Here is a 20,505-nt window from a genome sequence, read left to right as displayed (position 1 = left end):
TCATGAGTTCAAATTCCAGACAGGCGCAACGGCGATACTGGGCGCTCGCCATCCTGTCGCCGCTCGCCATCCTGTTGGTCTGGGCGCTGGTGACAGCGCGCGGCACGGTGACGCCGACGCTGCTGCCCTCGCCGGGCGCTGTCGCGGCGACCGTGGTCGACATGATCGAGCGCGGCTATTCCGGCATCGGCATCTGGACCCATATCGCCGCCAGCCTGTGGCGGGTCGGCGTCGCGTTCGTCGCGGGCTCGCTCATCGGCATCGCGATCGGCCTGCTGCGCGGCCGGATCGCGGCGATCGATGCGCTGTTCCTGGTGCCATCAGAGATCGTGCGGCCGATCCCGCCGCTCGGCCTGATCCCGCTGTTCATTCTCTGGTTCGGCATCGGCGAGCTGTCAAAGATCCTGCTGATCTTCATCTCGGTGGTGCTGATCATGATGGTGAACGCGCAGGCCGGCGCCCGCGCCTGTGCGCTCGACTCGCTGCGCGCCGCGCAATCGATGGGCGCCAACCGCTGGCAGGTGTTCCGCTTCGTGGTGCTGCCCTCGGCGCTGCCGCAGATCATGACGGGCCTGCGCATCGCGATGGGAACGGCGCTGACGATTCTTGTTGCATCCGAGCTGCTCGGCGGCGATCGCGGCCTCGGCTTCGTGATCCTCGATGCCAGCAGCTTCTTCCGCACCACTTACGTGTTCGGCGGCATCATCCTGATCGGCCTGATTGGGCTCGCCAGCGATCGCGGCATCGCCTGGCTCGCCCGCCGCATCGTGCATTGGGAAGGCAAGCGGTGACCATGACGAGCGATCTTTCGACCCTTGCCTTCACCTTCGACAGCCTCCGCACGGCGCGGCGTAACGGCACCGACGCCACAGCCTTGATCGCCGAGGCCTGCTTGCGCGCCAAGGCCGCCGCGCAGGGTGGCGTCTTCACTGCGCTGGTTTCGGCGGACCAGGCGATCAGCCGTGCCGAAGCGCTGATGAAGCGTGCGCGCGAGGGCGCACGGCTGCCCTTGCTCGGACTTCCATTCGCAGTGAAAGACAACATCCACGTTGCCGGCATAGCGACGACCAGCAACTGCCCGGCGCTGGCGATCCGACCCGATGAGTCCGCGTTGGCCGTGCAGCGGCTCGAAGCGCTCGGCGCCGTGCTGATCGGCAAGAACACGATGGACCAGTTCGCGACCGGCCTGAACGGCACCCGCAGCCCGGAGCCGCTGTGCCGGAACGCGATCGATCCGCGCTACATCCCGGGCGGCTCGAGCTCGGGCTCGGCGGTCGCGGTGGCGCGCGACATCGTGGCGTTCTCGCTCGGCAGCGATACCGGCGGTTCGGGGCGCGTTCCCGCGGCCTGCAACGGCATCATCGGCCTGAAGCCGACAATCGGCCTCGTAAGCTCGCGCGGCCTGCTCTACAACAGCCGGACGTTCGACTGCGTCCCCGTCTTCGCCAAGCGCGCGGCGGATGCCTACGAGATCCTGGACTCCATCGCGGGCTACGATCCGCTCGATCCCTTCAGCCGCAGCGATGCCGACGGCATCGATCTCTCGGCGCGAACGCCGCAGAGCAAGACGCTGGCGATGCCGCGACGGGACCAGTTGCAGTTCTTCGGCGACGCCAACGCAAGGCACGCGTTCGACGCCAATCTGAAGCGGCTTGAGGCGCTTGGATTCTCGCTGAACGAGATCGACTTCAAACCGTTCGCGGAGGCCGGACGGCTGGTGTTCCAGTCGGCGATGGTGGCGGAGCGGCTGTGCGATTATGGCGAGGTGATCGCGCACCATCGCGACGCGATTCATCCCGCGGTATGGGCCGCGATCGAGCCGGGGCTGAACTACAGCGCCAGGGATGCCTTCGAGGCAATGTATGCCCTGAAGCGGCTGCAGCGGACCGTGGCCGGACCACTCGAGGACGTCGCAGCGCTGGTGGTTCCGACGGTGCCGACCATCTTCACCATCGAGGAGATGCTGGCGGAGCCGATGACCCGCAACAGCATCATGGGGACCTACACTTATTTCGTGAACCCGCTCGACCTCTGCGCGGTGTCCGTGCCCGGCGTGCGGCGCGGCGACGGCCTGCCGTCCGCGCTGTGCTTCGTCGGCGGCGCCGGCCAGGATGGCGTGCTGCGGACGCTCGCCACCGCGTTCGAAGGTACCGTTCACGCATAGCGAGGATGATCGGACGCGTCTTCCGATCCGCCCCGTCAGTCGATAGGCTCCCGGCCAAATTCAGACGGGAGACATCTTGATGCGGATCGCAGTGGTTGGCGCCGGTGGCGTCGGAGGCGGGTTTGGCGCGGCGCTGGCCCATGCCGGGGCCGACGTGACCTTTATCGCGCGCGGCGCCCATCTCGCCGCGATGAAGAGCGAGGGCCTCAGGGTTCAGGGCGGCCGCGGCGACAGCCATCTGGTGCCGACGCAGGCGACCGACGATCCCGCAAGCGTGGGCGTCGTCGACATCGTCCTGTTCTGCGTCAAGCTGTGGGATGTCGAGAGCGCCGGCGCGCACATCAAGCCGATGGTCGGCCCCCACACCGCCGTCATCCCGCTGCAGAACGGCATCGACGCGCATGAGCGGCTGCTGCCGATCCTCGGGCCAAAGGCCGTGATGGGCGGCGTCGCCCAGATCAGCGCCTCGATCATCAAGCCCGGCGTGATCAACCAGGTCGGCACCTTCATGCGGATGATCTTTGGTGAGCTCGACGGCAGCGTCTCGCAACGCGGCAAGGATTTTCTGGCGCTCTGCCTCAAGGCCGGCTTCGACGCGACGCTGAGCGAGCAGATCATCACCGAGCTGTGGATGAAGTTCATCGCGCTCGCCACCAATGCCAGCATGACCGCAGTGACGCGGCTGCCGATCGGCGGGCTGCGCGATGATCCCGATATGCGGCCGTACTTCGTTGCGGCCTGTCAGGAGACCATTGCGCTCGCGCAGGCCAGCGGCATCACGCTGCCGCCGGATGCGCTGGACAAGACGATGGTCTTTATCGGCCACGCACCGCCGGCGATGAAGGCATCGATGGCGCTCGACCTCGAGCGCGGCAATCGGCTGGAGCTGCCCTGGCTCAGCGGCAAGGTGGTCGAGCTCGGCCGCAAGCTCGGCATCCCGACGCCGACGCACGGCCTGCTCTACGCCGCACTGAAGCCGTATGCGATGGGCAAGCCGGAATAGCGCGACAGGATCCCGACGAGCGCGACGGGGTTCTCTTCGCCTCGCCCCGCTTGCGGGGAGAGGCCGGATTGCATCGCAGATGCAATCCGGGTGAGGGGGAGTCTCCGCACGCTCCCATGCATCGAATTTGCGCCAACAGTGAGAGTTGAGCCCGCGGAGACTCCCCCTCACCCGAAATTCAAGCTGTGCTTGAATTTCGACCTCTCCCCGCAAGCGGGGCGAGGTGAAGCGGAGCCCGTTGCTCGTGTCTCACCCTACCGCTGCCCGTCCGCGGGCTTGTCAGCGTCCTCGCCGAGGCAGCGGATCACGAAGGCTGCGGTATCCCGCGGCAGGATCTGTGCGGCGCGGGCCTTGAGGCGGCATTCGAGCTGGGCGACGAGGCGGGCCTTGCGCTTCTCGCTCGGCAACGACGATTGCCGCAGCTTGCGCAGCGTCATCGGCGAGCCGTCCGACTCGAAGCTCAGCTCGTACTTCCGGCCGTTCCTGTCGGTCGCGGCGCAGGCGATGCTCGAGACCTGGCGGGTCACGAAACTGCCGATTTGCTTGCACGAGCCGGTCGAAGGCTCGGCCAGCGGCACCGGCAGCCCGTCGACCTTGGGCCGGTCGCGCGACTTCAGCAGCATGCGGTCGACCGTGAGCTCGAACACATTGTCCTGGGCCCGCTCGGCACTCTCGCCGGAGAACGAGACGATGTGGCTGTCGTCGGCGGGATCGTCGAGCACGACGGTGAATTCGGAGCGGCCGCGCTGGTTGTGGAAATAGGCCACGGCTTTGCAGCCAAAACTCTGCCCGGCAATGCTGACGGTGCGGCACGTCCCCGACATCAGCGCATACATGTCGACGTCGTAGACCGGCTCTGCGAGCGCGGCGGTGGCCCACAGGCCCGTCGCGATAGCCAGCATTCGACGGCAAAGGGATGTCATCATCGGGGAATGGCGAGGGCTGCGATCGATCGACCAGTGAGGAACCCAAAAGCGGGCTGGTTTATGGCGGCGCCATCGATCAAGCAGATTCTGCGCGTCGCAGGCAAGGGTCAGCTTTGCGGACCGGAGCCCCCGATCTCACGCTCGGCACGGAACACATTGCCGTAGAGATTGGCGAGCCACTGCCGGCCGCTGCCGGTCATGTTGAGATAGCGGATCGCGTCCTGGATGTTCGGCGCCACCATGCTCCAGTAGAACTGGGGGTAGCGGTCGACGATATCGGCCGGCGACTCATAGCCGAGCTGGCGGTTGATGCCGACTTCCTCGAACTCGTGATAGAGCGCGTTGGATTTCCGGATGTAGTTGGGATCGCCCAGCTGCCCGATGAAATCAGCGGCGCGGACGATCGCAGCCTCGTCGTCATAGGTCTGGCCTTCGGGCGCCGGAAAGCGCGTTCCCTCGATGGCGCGGGCGACGCGCTCGCGATCGATCGGAACCACGGCCTCCAGCCGATCCAGCACATAGATCTTCGAGCGATCGACATGATAGGGCATCAGGCCCGCATCCGACGAGCCGCGTGGCAGATTGATCTTGTTGCCCTTCGCATCGATGACGTAGCCGTCTTCGCCGTCGCCTTTCAGCAGGCCGCGCACATAGCCGATGTCGTGGGTGAGGCAGGCGATCAGCGTATGCGTGTAGTCTTCGGCGGTGACATGGGTGTGCAGCGCGCGGCCGCGCAGGATGTCGTGGCCCGCGAGCGTGACCAGCATCGTGTGCTCGACATTGTGATACAGCGCATCGCTGTTGCCGATGCATTCCAGCGCGATCCGCGCCGCGGCCGGAAGCAGCTCCGCATAGCGCGCCTGCGAGGCGCCGAACAATTTGTCTGCTTGCGTTGCGAGAAATTTCTCCAAGGCACTCGCGGCAAGCTCAGGTACCGTCATCATCGAAATTCTGCCCCGCGCAAACGTTCCCTGCCGGCTCCCGATCTCTCTCATCATTATTGGTCGCGACTATAGCGCAACTCTGTGCTGCGGGCTACGCGGCGGTATCCGGCCCTCCGTGGTGGCCCGGCCGTAGTGTCCCGGGATTGCACTTGGGCGTGCAGAAACAGCTGATAGTGGCATGAACCCTGCATGAGTCGGCTAGGCCCGCCTCCTAAAGAGGAGGCTACGCCGCCTCAGAAAGAGTCGCGTGAGACCGGGTAAATCCCATTCATAAAGGCTATCATGCTCGTCACACTCGTCGCCGTCCTCTGCAATGCCCAGCTTTGCATGGAGAAAGTCGTCACCACCAGCGATCAGTCCGGTATCACCATGGGCGCCTGCGCGGTTAACGCCCAGATCGGCATCGCGGACTGGCTCTCGAAAGGCCCGTATCACGCCTGGCGCCTGCAGAGCTATAAATGCGTCATGGGCAAATATGTGCCCAAAAACGAAGCCTGAGCACGAAGCGCAAGGCATCGTGCCGTTCCCGCAAATGGGGCGCTTCTGCAAGACGTAACCTGACCGGATCGCGGCCCGCGATGCGGGGATGAAAAGACGTCGGGGCCTGAGACCGAGGCGGGGTTTATGGGTTATCACTGACCCATGAACCTGAGCTGGAGGTCGCCGCCCGATGCCCACCTCGCCGCTGATCGCCTATGCGCATGTCGGCAAGAGCTTTGACGGCGGCCGCGTGGTCGCGGTCGACGACGTCTCACTCGAGGTGGCCGCGGGTGAATTCCTGGCCATCGTTGGCGGCTCCGGCTCGGGCAAGACCACGCTGCTGCGGCTCGCCAACCGGCTGATCGAGGCAGATCACGGTCGCATCACAGTCGAGGGCGAGGATGTCGGCCGTACCGATCCGATCCTGCTGCGCCGCCGCATCGGCTACGTCTTCCAGAGCGGCGGGCTGTTTCCGCACCTGACCGTCGGCGGCAATATCGGCATCACGCCAAAGCTGCTCGGCTGGCCGCAGGCCGAGATATCAGCGCGGGTCGATGAGCTGCTCGATCTGGTGCGGCTCGACCGCGCGCAATACCGCGATCGCCTGCCGCATGAGCTCTCCGGCGGCCAGCGCCAGCGCGTCGGCGTGGCGCGTGCGCTGGCGGCCAAGCCGCGCATCGTGCTGATGGACGAGCCGTTCGGCGCGCTCGATCCCCTCACCCGCGACGCGCTCGGCGACGATTTTCGCGAGCTGCATCGCAAGCTCGGGCTGACCACCGTGATGATCACCCACGACATGACGGAGGCGATCCTGCTCGCCGATCGCGTCGCGGTGATGCACGGCGGGAAAATGCTGGCGCTGGGGACGCCGGCCGAACTGTCCCAAAGCGACGACGCCTATGTCGGCGAGCTCCTGCGCACGCCGCGGCGGCAGGCCGAGCGGCTCGGCGCGCTGCTGCCGAGCGGTGGCGCGGCATGAGCCTGTTCGCCGATCCGCGCTGGGCCGAGGCGCTTGGCCACCTGCCCGATTATCTCGGCAACCACGTCCGCGTCAGCGTCGCTTCGCTGGCGCTCGGGCTTGCTGTCAGCCTGCCGCTCGCGATCGTCGCGCGCAACAGACCGGTGCTGCGCGGCGCGCTGCTCGGGCTCGCCAGCATCGTGCAGACCGTGCCGGGCCTCGCCTTGCTCGCGCTGTTCTATCCGCTGCTGCTGGCGCTGGCGGCGCTGACGGCCTCGTGGTTCGGCTTCAGCTTCTCGGCGTTCGGCTTCCTGCCCGCGGTGCTGGCGCTCGCGCTCTATTCCATGCTGCCGGTGCTGCGCAACACCATCACCGGCCTGCTCGGCATCGACGCCGCGATCCTGGAAGCCGCGCAAGGCGTCGGCATGACGCCACGCCAATCGCTGCTCACCGTCGAGCTGCCGCTGGCGCTGCCGGTGATGATGGCGGGCATCCGCACCGCGGCGGTCTGGGTGATCGGTACCGCGACGCTGTCGACGCCGATCGGCCAGACCAGCCTCGGCAATTACATCTTTGCGGGACTGCAGACCCAGAACTGGGTGTTCGTGTTGTTCGGCTGTTTCGCCGCCGCGGTGCTGGCGCTCGCGGTCGACCAGTTGCTGGCGCTGATCGAGAGCGGGCTCCGATCGCGAGGACGCGTCCGCGCCGCGCTCGGCGGTCTCGGGATCGTAGCGCTGATCGCCGCAACGCTGCTGCCCACGGCACGCTCGGCGTCGACTTACGTGATCGGCGCAAAGACCTTTGCCGAAAGCTATGTGTTGTCGGCCCTGATCACCCAGCGCCTGCAGGCTGCGGGCCTTTCGGCGACCTCGCGCCAGGGGCTCGGTTCCAACGTGATCTTCGCAGCGCTTGCCGCTGGCGACGTCGATGCCTGTGTCGATTACTCCGGCACGCTCTGGGCCAACCAGTTGCACCACACCGATATCCGGCCGCGCGCCGAGGTGATCGCAGAGCTGAAGACGGCGCTCGCCAAGGACAATATCACCCTGCTCGGCGAGCTCGGTTTCGAGAATGCCTACGCGCTCGTGATGCCCAAGAAGCGCGCCGCCGAGCTCGGCATCAGCAAGATCTCCGATCTGGTGGCGCGCGCGCCGTCGATGTCGATTGCCGGTGACTACGAGTTCTTCTCGCGGCCGGAATGGGCGGGCATCCAGAAGGCCTACGGCATCGGCTTCCGCGCCCAGCGGCAGATGCAGCCGGACTTCATGTATGCAGCGGTCGCCTCAGGCGAGGTCGACGTGATCGCGGGTTACACCAGCGACGGCCTGATCGCGAAGTACGATCTGGTGGCGCTCGAGGACGACCGGCATGCGATCCCGCCCTATGACGCGATCCTGTTGCTGTCGCCGAAACGGAAAGATGATCAGGTGCTGAAGGCGGCGCTGCAGCCGCTGCTCGGCAAGATCGACATCGCCGCCATGCGCGAAGCGAATCTGCGGGCGGCCGGCAATGACGCCTCGTCATCGCCGGACGCCGTGGCGCGCTGGCTGTGGGAGAAGGTCGGCGGGAAATAACCGGCCTCAGGCCCTCACCTCCTGGCGCTGGAACAGGATGTAGCCGGCCACGAACAGCACGATGGTGCAGGCGATCAGGCCCACCGTCTGCGGCCATGCGATCATCACACTCTCGCCGAACGGCAGCGGCGCGCCCATCACGGCGCCGCGCAGCTGATCGACGAAGACCGGACCGAGCGTCCGCGTGGTCGGCGACAGCACAGCCAGCATTGCCTCGCCGAACAAATCGTTCGGCGACAGCCGCTGCAGCAACTGCGTCCAGATTGCGGTGTCCGGTGTGTCGAGACCGAGCATCGCATAGCGCGGATCGGGCGGCGCAACCAGTTGCGCGATCGCGGGCGCCAGCATCGGCCACAGCACGGTCAGGAACAGCCAGACGCCGAGCGCCACCAGCGCGGCGGTCGCCGGCGAGCGGAACACGATCGAGAGCAGCATCGCCAGCGACAGCCAGACGCCGGCATAGAAGATCGCAATCACCAGGAACGCCAGCGAGCGCGCGATCTCCTCGCCGCCCGGGGGAACGCCGAGGAAGATCAGGCCGAGGCCGATCACCAGCAGCCACAATGCGGTGAGGCTGATGGTGATGGTCGCAAGCCCCGCGAGGTATTTGCCGAGCAACAATGCATCGCGGTAGATCGGCTGCGCCAGGATGCGCGAGAGCGTCCGCCGGTTGTGCTCGCTGTTGATCAGGTCGAAGCCGAGCCCGATCGCCATCAGCGGAATCAGGAAGCCGAGGATGGCGACGAAGGACGGCAGCGGCGCCTGGTCGACCGTGAACAGGCGCAGCAGCAGGAACGGATCCTCCGCCGTGTTCTTGCGCAGGGTGTCGATCGCCTCGTACAGCGCCGCGAGCGCCGTCAGCACGACCAGAAGCTCCAGCATCAGCATGCGGACGCTGGAGATGTTGTCGGACAGCTCCTTGACGAAGACGGCGCCGACGCCCTGAAAGGCCGAACCTTCACGCCGCATCTTGCACTCCTCTCGCCTGTTTGGCCTGGAATTGATGGGCATAGATCGCCTCCAGGCTGGGCTCGTCGACCGACAGCCGTCGCAGCACGCCGTCGGCGGCGACCACGACGCGTGCCGCATCCGGCCGCACATCGCGGTCAGCGATCATCCGGAAGCGATCGTCAGCGAGTGTCTCGACACTGCCGACGCCGGGGATCGCCGCGAGCCGGCGTGCAATGCCGGCGCCTTCGGCCTCGACCTCGACGACGAAACCCGCGCCCAGCACCTGGACGGCGAGCTCGGCCACCGAGCCCATCATCACGATCTTGCCGGCCTGGAACAGCGCGACGCGGTCGCAGACGCGCTGCACCTGGTCGAGCATGTGCGAGGACAGCAGCACCGTGACGCCCTCGGCCTTGAGCTCGCGGATCAGCTCGAGGAATTCCAGCGTCGCCTGCGGATCGAGGCCCGAGGTCGGTTCGTCCAGGATCGCGATCTCGGCGCGCTTGACGATGATCTCGGCAAGTCCGAGCCGCTGCCGCATGCCGCGCGAATAGGTCGCAACCCGCCTGTTGGCGACGTCGAGCAGCCGCACACGGCTGAGCGCAGCCACGATCCGCCGCGTCCGCTCGGCCATCGACAAGCCCATCAGCTTGGCGACATAGGCGAGGTTCTCGACCGCCGTGAGGTGATCGTAGAAGCCAACCGCGTCGGGCAGATAGCCGACATGGCGCTTGACCTTGAGCGGTGCGCGCGCCGGATCGAAGCCGAGCACGCTGATGCGTCCGGCCGAGATCTCGGTGAGGCCGAGCATCATCAGGATCGTGGTGGTCTTGCCGGCGCCGTTCGGCCCGAGCAGGCCGAATACCTCGCCCCTGATGATGTTGAAGTTGATGGCGTCGACGACAGTGCTCTTGCCGTAACGCTTCGTGAGATCGCGCGCTGCGATGACGACGTCATGCGACGTCGCTGCGTTGTCATTGTGCTGCGTGTTCATCGGCGTCCGAACCTCGCAACGGCGCCAAGCATCAGGAGCAGTGCGACGCCGATCACGCCGGCTCCGGCCATGCCCCAGACGGTGGAGGTATTGACGGTGATGCGGAACTGGCTCGACGCGTTCTCGCCGCGCGAGGCCGCCCGCATCGAGACCTGATAGTCGCCGGCGAGCGACTTGTCGCTCGGCGTCACCAGCGCCTGCACCTCGGCATCCTTGCCGGGCACCAGCCGCTCGATCGTCGCGGGCTCGAAAGTGACCTTCCAGCCGCTCGGCGCGCTCGCCGACAGCGCGACGTTCTCGGCGGGTGCAGTGCCGCTGTTGGTGACCACGATCGGGATCGTGCTCTGCTGCGCGGCGACCGCGCGCGCGCTCAGGAGGCCATCACGCCCGGAGAGCTGCAGCTGCGGCTGGCCGGCGATATCGAGCGCCACTTCGGTCGCAGCCGTCGCATCCTCGGCATTGACCGTGACCTTGACCGGGAAATGTCCGGCATCGACTGCACTCGGCGGCCGCACCTTGAGCTTGATGTCCTTGGACTGGCCGGCCTCGATCGGGATCGAGGACAGCTCCTGGGTGCCATAGGCCTCGGTGAAGGAGGTTTCGAAATTGGCGGGCGCAGCCGCCGCGAAGCTTGCCACCAGATTGCGGCCACTGTCGTTCTTGATCGACAGCGTGTATTCGAAGTTCGATTTCGGGCTGCCGCGCAATTCGGGAAGCTTCGAGGCCACGGTGAGCTTGGCCGGCAGCTCCTTGGCGAGATCAACCACGATCGGCAGGCTCGCCTCGCTGCCCTGGCCCTCGGCCTTCACCGTCAGCGTCTGCTCGTTGAGCGCGCTGTTCGCGGGCACGTCGAGGCGAAGCTGCAACGGCACGCTGGAATCCGGCGCCGGCATCGCGGCCGCGACCGGCTGTCCGCCGCCGAGCAGCGTTGCGGTCCAGCCGCTCGGCACGCCTTCGACCGACAGCTTGTAGCGCTGCGGACCGAGATCGTAGTTCTGCAGGCGCAACGAGATGTTCGAGGTGGTGCCGGGCCTGATCGTGACGGCGGGATAGTCCGTCATCATGAAGAGCCCCTTGATGTCGTGTGGCGGCTCCGCGGCGTAGGCCGTGGGAATGGCGAATCCGAAGGCGAAGAGAAGACGCGCGAAATCGAGCGCTCGCATGGGCAAACACTCCTGCAAGAGATGGCAAGATGGGTGAGGTGACGCTGCGCGTTGATCGAAGTGTGTTGCAGCGGCGCGCCAGATCATCGAAACAATCGTGACGAAATCTGTACGAAGTTTGGGAATTCCTTCGACGACGAATTACAAATGAGTAATACGCGTGAAAAACGGCGCGCGCATTCGACACAAGGCTTACGACGTTCGTCGAGCGTGGGCTGCGATCACAGCAGATCGCACGGCGCGTTCACAGTCCCTTGATCATTCCCGCGTCGATCAAGAGCCGGTTGAAGCGACGCGCTTCGGCGCCGTCCTTGCAGGCATAGAACAGGCCGTTGCAACGGAGCATGATCGCCTTCTGCTCCTCGAACGACGGATCGAGCGGAATGCCGGCCGCTTCCTGGATCACCAGCGGCAGATAGGCGGCGTCGATCGTTGGCATCACCGCCGGGCTCTTCACCGGTTCGAAATTGACGGCGTCGATCGCGTAATAGGTCGCGTAGTAGCGCGGATCGTAGTCCATCAGCTTCTTGCCGATGCCGGCTTCGTCGAGCGCGGGATCGAGCAGCTGCGGCGAGAACTCCGGCTGATGGTCGCCGTAGCGCACGATCAGGAACGGCTGCGAGGGAAACTTCTTCTTCAAGCCTGCGATGAAACCCGCATAGTCGTTGGCGCTCATGGTCTGGCGGCGCAGATATTCGTCGACCGAGGCCGAATTGCCCGGCCGCTTCCAGGACGGCAGCAGGTCCGGCCTGAACCTGGTCTCCCACGGAAAATGGTTGGCGGCGAGATAGACGAAAGTGAACAGCGGCGAGCCCGGCTGCTGCTCGCCCATCAGCTTCAGCGCCTTGTCGTAGAAGAAGCTGTCGGGCTCGACATCCCTGGCGTGGAGATCGTGCGCGTCGAAGAAGTTCTGGATGCCGGTCGTGGTCTGGAAGCTGCGCGCGCTCATGAAGGCGCCGAACGCCGGATAGAGCGACAGCGTGGTGTAGCCGCAGCGGCGCAGCGCCAGCGGCAGGCCGCGCTCGACCCGGCCCGACGCGATCCGCGTCACGAAATAGGAGAAGCGGCCGAACGAGCGCGAGGAAAGGCCTGCGAGCACGTTGTATTCGGTGAACCAGCTCGGCCCGCCATTGCTCTCGGCGAGGAATTTGCGCTCGACGCCGTCATAGGACTTGAACTGATTGCCGTAGCCGGCCGGCACCTTGACGCCGTCGGCGGCGCGGATGTCGAAGCTCGATTCATCATGGACCATGATGATGTTGGGGCGGCGGCCAGCGGGATGACATTCATCGACCAGCGGCACTTTGAGCCGCTCGTTCAGGCTCGGCGCCGACTCCATGAAGCCGTAGCTGACGAAGTCGGAGACCGCGGTAACGCCGGAGCGGGCAAATTTGGACAGATAGCCGTCATCGTAATAGCCGCGCCAGGCTTCATCCGGCCAGGTGAAGGCATAGGCTGACAGCGCCGCGGTGCAGGCGAGGCAGGCGGCCGCGGCCGGCAGGCGGCGAATCCGGAACGGATCGAGCCACCACAGCGCGTACATCAGCGGGAGCGTGACCAGCGCCGCGCCGATCAGGGACCAGCGCAGATTGGGGAAGATCGTCAGCAGGAACGCCGCGGTGTCGCGATCGATCACCATCAGGTCGACGAAGTTCGCGGTCATCTGAACGACGTCGTGCTTGAAGCGCGACAGCAAGACCAGCGCGACCACCAGGGTCAGCGACAGCGCACCCGACAATGCCGGCCGCCGCAGCAGCGCGATGAACAGGAAGTTGAGGATCCCCCAGGTGAACAGGAAGCAGACCCGCGAGCCGAAATCGGTCTCGGTCTGCAGCAGGATGATCAGCGCGCCCAGATGCGGCGCGGACACCGCCATCAGCCGCCAGATGCCGATCGCGGCGAGACCGCCGACCAGCGTCGTAGCGTGGGAACCTTGATTGGGCGCGGGCGCCATGAGGTGAGACGCAATACGACCCGGCGCAATCCTTAGGCCTTGGCTGGCAACGGCCAGGAGGCGCACGCCGCAGCCGGAGCCTGCGTCGTGTCATAAAAACGTAGTGGAAACGTCATGAACAGGCAATGAATTTGCGGACACCGCGCGCCGCCGGCCGGCGGCAAGCGCGCTAAACTTTCGGCGGAGAGGCCGCGCGTCCTGAAGCGACGCTGCGCCTCCGCAGCCACCGAATTGATCAGGGGCGTCCCGGCCGGGGGAGTGGCGGAACGGCGCCCCCAGCGACACCCCGGCCGGCCGCGCCGCCTCGCGGACGCTGACCGCCTCCGGTCCAACTTCGCCTGCCAGCTGCATCGCCGCCTCGATCAGGACCCGGCGGAGGTCGCCATGGTGATAGGGCTTGGCCTCCGCGGCCCGACGGCGCGCATGGCCAAGGTCGGCTAATCGCCGCGTAAATGGAATTTGCGGCCGAGCCGGCGATGCACGCTCATCACGGCGCGGTCGACGTCGCTGATCAGGCTGTCGCCGAGGACGACGTTGGGAATTTCCCAGTTGCGCCCGATCTGCACATGCGGCAGCGCGGACACGCCAGCGACGCGCGCCGTCTCACAGCCGGGCTCGCCGCGCAGCGCCTCGTCCGCAAGCTGCGTCAGTTCGTCAGCATTCTTTCCGTCGCTCATCGCGGCAGTGATGGCGGCGGAAAGTGGCTCACTGATGGCCGATCTCTTCGAGTTCCCTGGCGCGCGCCTGGGTCAGGTTGCGCATGCATTCGCCGGCGTCGATGCGAGCGATGGTGCCCTCGCCGAGCCCGTAGTACAGGCAGTTGGCGTCGCGATACTGGATCCACAGCCGCTGCGCGGCGCGCAGCTGCTCGCGCTGCTTGTCGCTGGAGGCATCCTTCAGCGCCGCCTGATAGGCGACGTTCATCCGCTTGTCCCATTGCGCGGTCTGGGCCTTCAGGCACTCGACCATCTGAAACGTGTTGCCGTCGCAGAATTCCTTGGGGTCGCCCTCGTCGCCGGCATGCGCTGCGGTCGCCAGCGCCGCGATGAAGGTGATCGCGATCAATCGTCTCATCATGGTCAAGAAGCATGCCCCGCGTTTCGGCCGCACGATATCACATGCCGTTCGGTTCGGCGCGCGGTTGCGACACCCAGGCCCGGTAACGCCGGGTCAGCCGCTTGGTGATGATCTGCTGGCGGACCAAGGCGAGCAGCGGGCTTGCGCCGGGCTTCGGCGGCCGCCCCGCACCGAGGCGCCGCAGCTGCAGCTTCACGACCGCCATCCTGGCCAGGCTCGCATAGGCCTTGTTGCGCCAGCCGACACTGGGAATGTCGACATCGAGCGTCTCGCCCGCCTTCCATCGTTCGGGCAGCCGCGGCTCGAACGCCATGGCGCTGGCGATGCCGATCATGGCGACGCCTGGCCTGCCCTCGCTTTCCTGCAGCGCCTGCTCCGCGACGGCGCGGCGGCGGATGCCGCCCGTGACCATGATCGGCATCCGCGCGACCGCACTGATGTCGCGGGCGAAGTCGAGGAAGTAGGCCTCGCGCTTGGCCGTGCTGCCGGCTTGCGGCGTACCCTGCATGGCCGGGCTTTCGTAGCTGCCGCCGGACAATTCGACGAGCTCGACCGGCAGCTCGTTCAGCCAGCGCACCACCTGCGCCGCATCGGAGGCATCGAAACCGCCCTTCTGGAAGTCGGCGGAGTTCAGCTTGACCGCAACCGAGAAGCCCGGCGTGACCACGGCGCGCACCGCCTTGATCACGTCGAGCAGCAGACGCGCGCGATTTTTGAGCTCGCCGCCCCAAGCATCGGTGCGCCGGTTGGTCAGGGGCGAGAGAAACTGGCTGATCAGATAGCCGTGCGCGGCGTGAATCTGCACGCCGGAAAAGCCGGCGGCCTCGGCCAGCCGCGCCGTCGTCGCGAAACGTCCGACAATCGCAGCGATCTCCGCAGCGTCGAGCGCGCGCGGCACCGGAAACAGATGTGAGTGCGCGCCCATGTCGAGGCCGATCGCCGACGGAGCCACTGCCTCCTGGCCCATCGATGCGAAGACTTGCCGGCCGGGATGGCTGATCTGCAGCCACGCCTGGCCGCCGCCGCGCGTTGCCGCCCGCGCCCAGGCCTTGAACGGTTCAACCGGCTGGCGTTCGTCGAGCACGACGCCACCCGGACCGGTCAATGCGGTCGGATCGATCATGACATTGCCCGACAGGATCAGGCCGGCACCGCCGACGGACCAGCGCTCGTAAAGCCGCCGCAGCGCTTCGCCCGGCAATTGGCCGTGATCCGCCATGTTTTCTTCCATCGCGGCCTTGGCGATGCGGTTGGGAACGATCGCGCCATTCGGCAGCGCCAGGGGCGCAAACAAAGGCGACGGCTGGAGCGGTGCGTGCATGGAGAGGCCTTGAATTCGGGGGGTGATGGGGGCACCCTACACCTTCAACTTAACTTTAAGGTCAAGGCCATTTTCGAGGGAGCACAGGCGATGCAGATCGGAGAGCTGGCGCAGCGGTTCGGGGTGGCACCATCGAAAATCCGCTTCCTGGAGGCTGAAGGGCTGGTGCGGCCGGCGCGCCGGACCCGGACGGGCTATCGCGAATACGACGAGAGTTCGGCCGAGGCGCTGGCGATGATCCTGCAGGCGCAATCGCTCGGCTTCACGCTCGACGAGATCAAGGGCGCCCTGGCCGAGTCCAGGACCAACGGCCTGCGTCATGACTATCTGATCGGACAGATCACGCAAAAACTGACCGAGCTCGACCGCCATATCGCGCAGGTGCAGGAGCTGCGCGGGCGCCTGATCTGCGCCAGGAACGAGCTCAAGACGCGCATGAAGAATAGCATCAATTGCGCCGGAAAAACTCCGACGCTGCCGTCAGGGACCAGCAAGCTGCGCGCGCCGCGACAGCCGAACCGGCGATCCGCGTCGTGAGGCCGGCGACGTTGCGCATGGTGTCGTGCTCAAGACTTCCTTAACCGCGCCTGGCGCAGGCTGCCGTCTAACCCATTGATATTGCGAGATGCCCAAAACCGATCGAAGGCGCAAATTGCATGGCGCGCGGTCGTTGCCGGTTAACGATGCACAACGCCTGTAGTTCTACGGGACGCGCCCTTAACAGAGGTGAAAGGTAGCCTGTTCCATCGTCCACGCAGGTGTCATCCAACAAACCAACAGGCTGCCCATAATGGTGCAACAGCCGGCGCACTCGATCATTGCCGAACTTGAAGATGCCGTCAGGGATGGAAGCTCCGCCAAGCGCGTGCAGACGCTGCGGCGGGTGACCGACCTTTTCCTCAACGACGGCGACCGCCTCAACGACGAACAGGTCCAGGTGTTCGACGACGTGTTGTGCCTGTTGATCGCACGCGTCGAGACGCGGGCGCGCGCCGAATTGAGCCGCCGTCTGGCGCCGCTCGACTACGCGCCGTTCGAGGTGATCCAGTATCTCGCCTGGGACGACGACATCACGGTCGCCGGCGACGTGCTGACCCAGTCCAGCCGTCTCTCGACCGAGGCGCTGATCGAGATCGCCAACACCAGGGGGCAGGACCACCTGCTCGCGATCTCAGCCCGCGATAATCTGCCCGAGAGCGTCACCGATGTCGTGGTCAAGCGCGGCGAGGATCGCGTGATCCGGCGGCTGGCCAAGAACGCCAGCGCGCGCTTCTCCGAGGAGGGCTATTCCGGTATCGTCGCGCGCGCCGAAGGCGATGACGAGCTGATCGAGATCCTCGGGCTGCGCATCGACATGCCGGTGAAATTCCTGCGCGACCTGCTGCGCCGCGCCAAGGATGCGGTGCGGGCCCGGCTGCTCGCGGTGGCACCGGCCGCCGTGCGCGACGAGATCCAGAAGGTGCTGAACGAGATCGCCAATCAGGGCCCCGCCGCCCCGCGCCGCAACTACGGCGTCGCCGAGGAGCTGGTGAAGCTGATGAAGCAGCTGAACGAGCTCGACGACGTCGCAGTCTACAAATTTGCCGAAGCCAACAAGTTCGACGAGGTGACGGTCGCGCTCGCGGTGCTCAACGACATGCCGATCGAGATGGTCGAGCGGCTGATGCTCGGCCACCGGTCCGACCTGATCCTGATCCCCTGCCGCTCGGCGCGGCTGAACTGGCCGACAGTCGAGACCATCCTGCGCAAGCGGCCGCTGCCGCATACCCTCGATGACGCCACGCTGCAGGTCGCGCAGCGCGATTACCGCCGGCTGTCGCTGGAGACCGCGCAGCGCACCGTGCGGTTCTGGCAGCTGCACAACCGGATCGAGAAGCAGCCGATGGCTGCCGAGCAGTAATCCATCAACGGCATACGGCCTGACGTGGCGCATCACCGGGGCGCAACGTCACGCGACGTTCCTGGTCCGGACCTGGCGCGTGCCGAAGTCGAGCGTGTCGTGCGGGACGGGCTGTCCGAACAGATAGCCCTGCACCACGTCGACCCCGGCGGCGAGCAGCGCCTCATACTGATCGGCGCTTTCGACGCCCTTTGCCGCGGTCACGATATCGAGGCCTTGCGCCAGCGCGCGGATCGACGACACCACGGCAGCACAGTCGCGGCGGCTCGCCATGCCCTGGACGATCGGCTTGTCGATCTTGATCTTGTCGAAGGGGAGACCGGTCAGCGAGCTTGCGGCCGAATAGCCGCAGCTATCGAGCACGATGGTGATGCCGGCATTCTTCAAGAGCCGAACGATCCGCAGATAAGCGTCCTGATCGCCATGCAGCAGCGCGCCGTCGGGAATCTCGAGCTCGAGCCGATCGGGCGACAGCCCGGTTTCGGTCAGCACGCCCAGCACCACCTCGAACAGATTGCCGGCATCGAACTGCGCCGCCGAGACGTTGACGGCAACGCGCAGCGGCGCCGGCCACGCCGCCGCACGCCGGCAAGCCTCGCGCAGGATCCAGGCGCCGAGTGGCAGGATCAGGCCGGTCGATTCCGCAAGCGGCAGGAACTGATCGGGCGCGAGCAGCCCCTTGGTCGGATGCTGCCAGCGAACGAACGCCTCCGCGCCGCGCACCGCGCGTGATCGGGCGTCGACGAAGGGCTGGTAGCGCAGCTCGAACTCGCCATGGGCGATGGCGTCCCGCAGCTCGGCCTCGAGCGACTTCTGCTGGTCGGCGGCTTCGGCGAATTCCGCCCGGTAGATCCGGTAATCGTTGCGGCCGCCGGATTTCGCCGCATAGAGCGCCACGTCGGCGTCGTGCAGCAGGACCTCGGGCTCGGTGGCGTGCTCCGGCGCGAACGCGATGCCGATGCTGGTGCCGACGTGGACGCGGTGACCGTTGAGGACGAAGGGCTGCTCGATCAGGCCGATGATGCGGCGCGCAAGTCCGATCGCGCCTTCGCGCTGGTCTTTCTCGTTCTCCTGGATGATCGCGAATTCGTCGCCGCCGAGCCGCGCCAGCACGTCGGTGTCGCGCAGCGACGAGGTCAGCCGCTGCGCAACCTCGACTAGCAGCTGGTCGCCGGCCTGGTGGCCGAGCGTGTCGTTGACGGCCTTGAATTTGTCGAGGTCGAGCATCAGCACGGTGAAGGTCGAACCGTGCCGCTGCAGCCGGCGCGACGCCTCGGCGAGCTTGTCGGAGAACACTGCGCGATTGGCGAGGCCGGTCAGCTGGTCGTGCTGGGCGAGGAACACGATCCGCTTCTCGTTGCGCGCCCGCTCGGTGATGTCCTCATGCGTGGTCAGCCAGCCGCCGTCCGGCATCATGGCGCGGGCGATCGCGATGATGCGACCGTCGGCGCACTCCCGCACCTCCTTCGCATCCCTGATGTTGTGCGCCAGATAGGTCTCCGGCGTCACATCGATGAAATGCGTGCCGGCGTTGCGGCGATAGTCGAGGATTTGCGCAAGCAGCGTGCCGCGCCGGACCTGGTCCGGGCTCAGCTGATACATCTCGGCATAACGCGCATTCGCGACCACGACCTTCTGGTCAGCGTCGAACAGCGCCAGCCCATGCGACATATTGCTGAGCGCGGCATCGAAGCGCACGTTCATGGCCTCGAGCTCGATGGCCTTCTCGGCGATCAGACGTTCGGCGCGCTTCTGCTCGGTGATGTCCTCGTGGGTCGCAACCCAGCCGCCGTCGGGCAAGGCCTTGCGCTGGATGAAGATCTCGCGGCGGTCGGCCAGCTCGAAATTCTGCTCGCGCTGCGTCGGCATCAGCTGGACGTGCTGATCGACGGTCAGCGTGCTGCTCTCGCCGCGATCCTTGTAGAATTGCAGAATGTCCTGCAACGGCGTGCCCGGCCGCACCAGCCGGTCCGGCAGGCTGTACATCTCCTGATAGCGGCCGTTCGAGATCACCAGATTCTTGTCGGCATCGAACAGGCAGAGGCCCTGATTCATGTTGCTGATGGCGACGTCGAAGCGGGTGTTGGTGCGCTGGAGGGCCCGGCTCTGCGCCGCGAGCCTGTTGGTCTGCCGCACCAGCAGATAGGTGCCGAACAGGATGAATGAGACGATGGTGAGGACGAGCAGGCCGTAGGTGTAGAGATGGCGGTACCACGGCGCCAGCACCTCGGCCCGCGCATAGGTGACGATCAGCACCAGCGGCATGCCGTCGACGGCCTGATAGCCGGCGATGCGCTCCACGCCGTCGACGACGCTGACGGTCTCGAACGTGCCGCTCTCGGACTTCGGCAGATATTCCGTCAGCAGCGGCGCGTCGGCGAACGACTTGCCGATCGCCTCGCGGATCTCGGGCTGACGCGCCAGGATGCGTCCCTCGCGGTGCAGCAGCACGACCGAGCCGCTCTTGCCGAGATTGATCGAGCGGTAGATCTTGGTGAAGTAAGTCTGGTCGATCGCCGCGGAGACGACACCGGCAAAGCTGCCGTCGGGATTGCTCAGCCGGCGGGTCGCGGCGCTGTACCATTTGTTGGTCGCGACGGAACGATACGGCGGCGAGACGAACAGCCGGTCGTCGGTTGCGTTGCGCTGCGCGATGAAGTGCTCGCGGTCGGCGATGTTGGTGAGCGGCGGCGTCCGCGGATAGGAATGTGCGATCAGATTGCCGCTCGCGTCGGTCCATCCGATTGCGACCAGAACCGACGAGCTGCTCTGCAGCTGTCGCAGTGCGACGTTGGCCGTCGCAAGACCGGCGCTGCCGGCCGACAGGCTCCTGGTGCGGATCGCCTGGGCCTCGAACAGGACACGGTCGACATCGTCGAAGGTGAGCTCGGTATGCTCGGCCAGGATCCTGGCAAAGCTCTTGGCATCGGTCTTGGCGCTCGCGATCCGCTCGAGGTAGCGAACCTCGAGATCGGTGACGAACAGCACGATGGTCGAGAGCGACAGCACGATGCCGAGCACGGCAATCGGCGATCCCGGGGACCGGGCCAACCAGCGAGTAAGTCCCTGCATCACGCGTTCCGCCCTCAATGTGGC

General features: G+C 66.1%; 19 protein-coding genes. 8 read left to right on the top strand and 11 right to left on the bottom strand.

All coding sequences use genetic code 11. The features are described 5' to 3' along the window. Positions 1-2 precede the first annotated feature (2 nt). From JQ604_RS05005 to JQ604_RS04995, 3 genes are all read left to right on the top strand, one after another. A complete protein-coding gene (locus tag JQ604_RS05005) occupies positions 3-791 on the top strand; it encodes an ABC transporter permease (RefSeq protein ID WP_212353789.1) in 789 nt (262 codons plus the stop codon). A gap of 2 nt (positions 792-793) precedes the next feature. Beyond that, positions 794-2,164, top strand: a complete 1,371-nt coding sequence (locus JQ604_RS05000) for an allophanate hydrolase (protein ID WP_212353787.1) — start codon at positions 794-796, stop codon at positions 2,162-2,164. A 79-nt stretch (positions 2,165-2,243) separates the two neighbouring features. After that, positions 2,244-3,167: a ketopantoate reductase family protein gene (locus JQ604_RS04995; protein ID WP_212353785.1), complete on the top strand. Its 924-nt coding sequence runs from the start codon at positions 2,244-2,246 to the stop codon at positions 3,165-3,167. A 254-nt stretch (positions 3,168-3,421) separates the two neighbouring features. Here the strand turns inward: JQ604_RS04995 and JQ604_RS04990 are convergent, their stop codons facing one another. Beyond that, positions 3,422-4,093 carry a hypothetical protein gene (locus JQ604_RS04990; protein WP_249158001.1) on the bottom strand — a complete coding sequence of 224 codons (672 nt, stop codon included), beginning with the start codon at positions 4,091-4,093 and terminating at the stop codon, positions 3,422-3,424. A gap of 107 nt (positions 4,094-4,200) precedes the next feature. Then, the gene (locus JQ604_RS04985; protein WP_212353783.1) at positions 4,201-5,037 is read right to left on the bottom strand and encodes a metal-dependent phosphohydrolase; all 837 of its coding nucleotides are present in this window, start codon (positions 5,035-5,037) and stop codon (positions 4,201-4,203) included. Between the two features lie 282 nt (positions 5,038-5,319). Between JQ604_RS04985 and JQ604_RS04980 the strand changes: the two genes are divergently transcribed. The 3 genes from JQ604_RS04980 (at position 5,320) to JQ604_RS04970 (ending at position 8,049) form a co-directional block, all read left to right on the top strand. After that, positions 5,320-5,535 carry a hypothetical protein gene (locus JQ604_RS04980; protein ID WP_212353781.1) on the top strand — a complete coding sequence of 72 codons (216 nt, stop codon included), beginning with the start codon at positions 5,320-5,322 and terminating at the stop codon, positions 5,533-5,535. Positions 5,536-5,707: 172 nt separating this feature from the next. After that, positions 5,708-6,496, top strand: coding sequence for an ATP-binding cassette domain-containing protein (locus JQ604_RS04975; protein WP_212353779.1), 789 nt, complete (start codon positions 5,708-5,710; stop codon positions 6,494-6,496). Continuing rightward, positions 6,493-8,049: an ABC transporter permease/substrate-binding protein gene (locus JQ604_RS04970; RefSeq protein WP_212353777.1), complete on the top strand. Its 1,557-nt coding sequence runs from the start codon at positions 6,493-6,495 to the stop codon at positions 8,047-8,049. The genes JQ604_RS04975 and JQ604_RS04970 overlap by 4 nt, the downstream gene beginning before the upstream one ends. A 6-nt stretch (positions 8,050-8,055) precedes the next feature. Here the strand turns inward: JQ604_RS04970 and JQ604_RS04965 are convergent, their stop codons facing one another. The 8 genes from JQ604_RS04965 to JQ604_RS04930 all read right to left on the bottom strand — a co-directional run bounded on the left by JQ604_RS04965 (position 8,056) and on the right by JQ604_RS04930 (position 15,509). Beyond that, a complete protein-coding gene (locus JQ604_RS04965; RefSeq protein WP_212353774.1) occupies positions 8,056-9,018 on the bottom strand; it encodes an ABC transporter permease in 963 nt (320 codons plus the stop codon). After that, positions 9,008-9,994, bottom strand: a complete 987-nt coding sequence (locus JQ604_RS04960) for an ABC transporter ATP-binding protein (RefSeq protein ID WP_212353773.1) — start codon at positions 9,992-9,994, stop codon at positions 9,008-9,010. Before JQ604_RS04960 ends, JQ604_RS04965 begins: the two co-directional genes overlap by 11 nt. Further along, complete coding sequence (locus JQ604_RS04955) at positions 9,991-11,157, bottom strand: COG1470 family protein (RefSeq protein WP_212353771.1); 1,167 nt, start codon at positions 11,155-11,157, stop codon at positions 9,991-9,993. The genes JQ604_RS04960 and JQ604_RS04955 overlap by 4 nt, the downstream gene beginning before the upstream one ends. Before the next feature lie 244 nt (positions 11,158-11,401). Further along, a complete protein-coding gene (locus tag JQ604_RS04950; protein WP_212353769.1) occupies positions 11,402-13,111 on the bottom strand; it encodes a sulfatase-like hydrolase/transferase in 1,710 nt (569 codons plus the stop codon). 90 nt (positions 13,112-13,201) lie between these two features. After that, the gene (locus tag JQ604_RS41440) at positions 13,202-13,462 is read right to left on the bottom strand and encodes a TetR/AcrR family transcriptional regulator (RefSeq protein ID WP_249158000.1); all 261 of its coding nucleotides are present in this window, start codon (positions 13,460-13,462) and stop codon (positions 13,202-13,204) included. Positions 13,463-13,548: 86 nt separating this feature from the next. After that, complete coding sequence (locus JQ604_RS04940) at positions 13,549-13,788, bottom strand: hypothetical protein (protein ID WP_212353767.1); 240 nt, start codon at positions 13,786-13,788, stop codon at positions 13,549-13,551. Positions 13,789-13,816: 28 nt separating this feature from the next. Then, entirely contained in the window at positions 13,817-14,188 is a 372-nt protein-coding gene (locus JQ604_RS04935; RefSeq protein ID WP_249157999.1) for a lysozyme inhibitor LprI family protein, read from the bottom strand. A gap of 37 nt (positions 14,189-14,225) precedes the next feature. Continuing rightward, complete coding sequence (locus JQ604_RS04930) at positions 14,226-15,509, bottom strand: NADH:flavin oxidoreductase/NADH oxidase family protein (RefSeq protein WP_212353765.1); 1,284 nt, start codon at positions 15,507-15,509, stop codon at positions 14,226-14,228. A 90-nt stretch (positions 15,510-15,599) separates the two neighbouring features. Here JQ604_RS04930 and JQ604_RS04925 point away from each other — a divergent pair, with 90 nt between their 5' ends. After that, positions 15,600-16,046 carry a MerR family transcriptional regulator gene (locus tag JQ604_RS04925; protein ID WP_212353763.1) on the top strand — a complete coding sequence of 149 codons (447 nt, stop codon included), beginning with the start codon at positions 15,600-15,602 and terminating at the stop codon, positions 16,044-16,046. A gap of 253 nt (positions 16,047-16,299) precedes the next feature. Beyond that, positions 16,300-17,409, top strand: a complete 1,110-nt coding sequence (locus JQ604_RS04920) for a DUF2336 domain-containing protein (RefSeq protein WP_212353762.1) — start codon at positions 16,300-16,302, stop codon at positions 17,407-17,409. 48 nt (positions 17,410-17,457) lie between these two features. On the opposite strand, the gene JQ604_RS04915 is transcribed toward JQ604_RS04920, so the two are convergent. Then, positions 17,458-20,481 carry a bifunctional diguanylate cyclase/phosphodiesterase gene (locus JQ604_RS04915; protein WP_212353760.1) on the bottom strand — a complete coding sequence of 1,008 codons (3,024 nt, stop codon included), beginning with the start codon at positions 20,479-20,481 and terminating at the stop codon, positions 17,458-17,460. Positions 20,482-20,505: the final 24 nt, after the last annotated feature.

It is taken from the genome of Bradyrhizobium jicamae (assembly GCF_018130695.1).
Taxonomy (GTDB): Bacteria; Pseudomonadota; Alphaproteobacteria; order Rhizobiales; family Xanthobacteraceae; genus Bradyrhizobium; species Bradyrhizobium jicamae_B.
The sequence above is the reverse complement of the archived record's forward strand: the minus strand, read 5'-3'. Positions and strand labels throughout refer to the sequence as shown.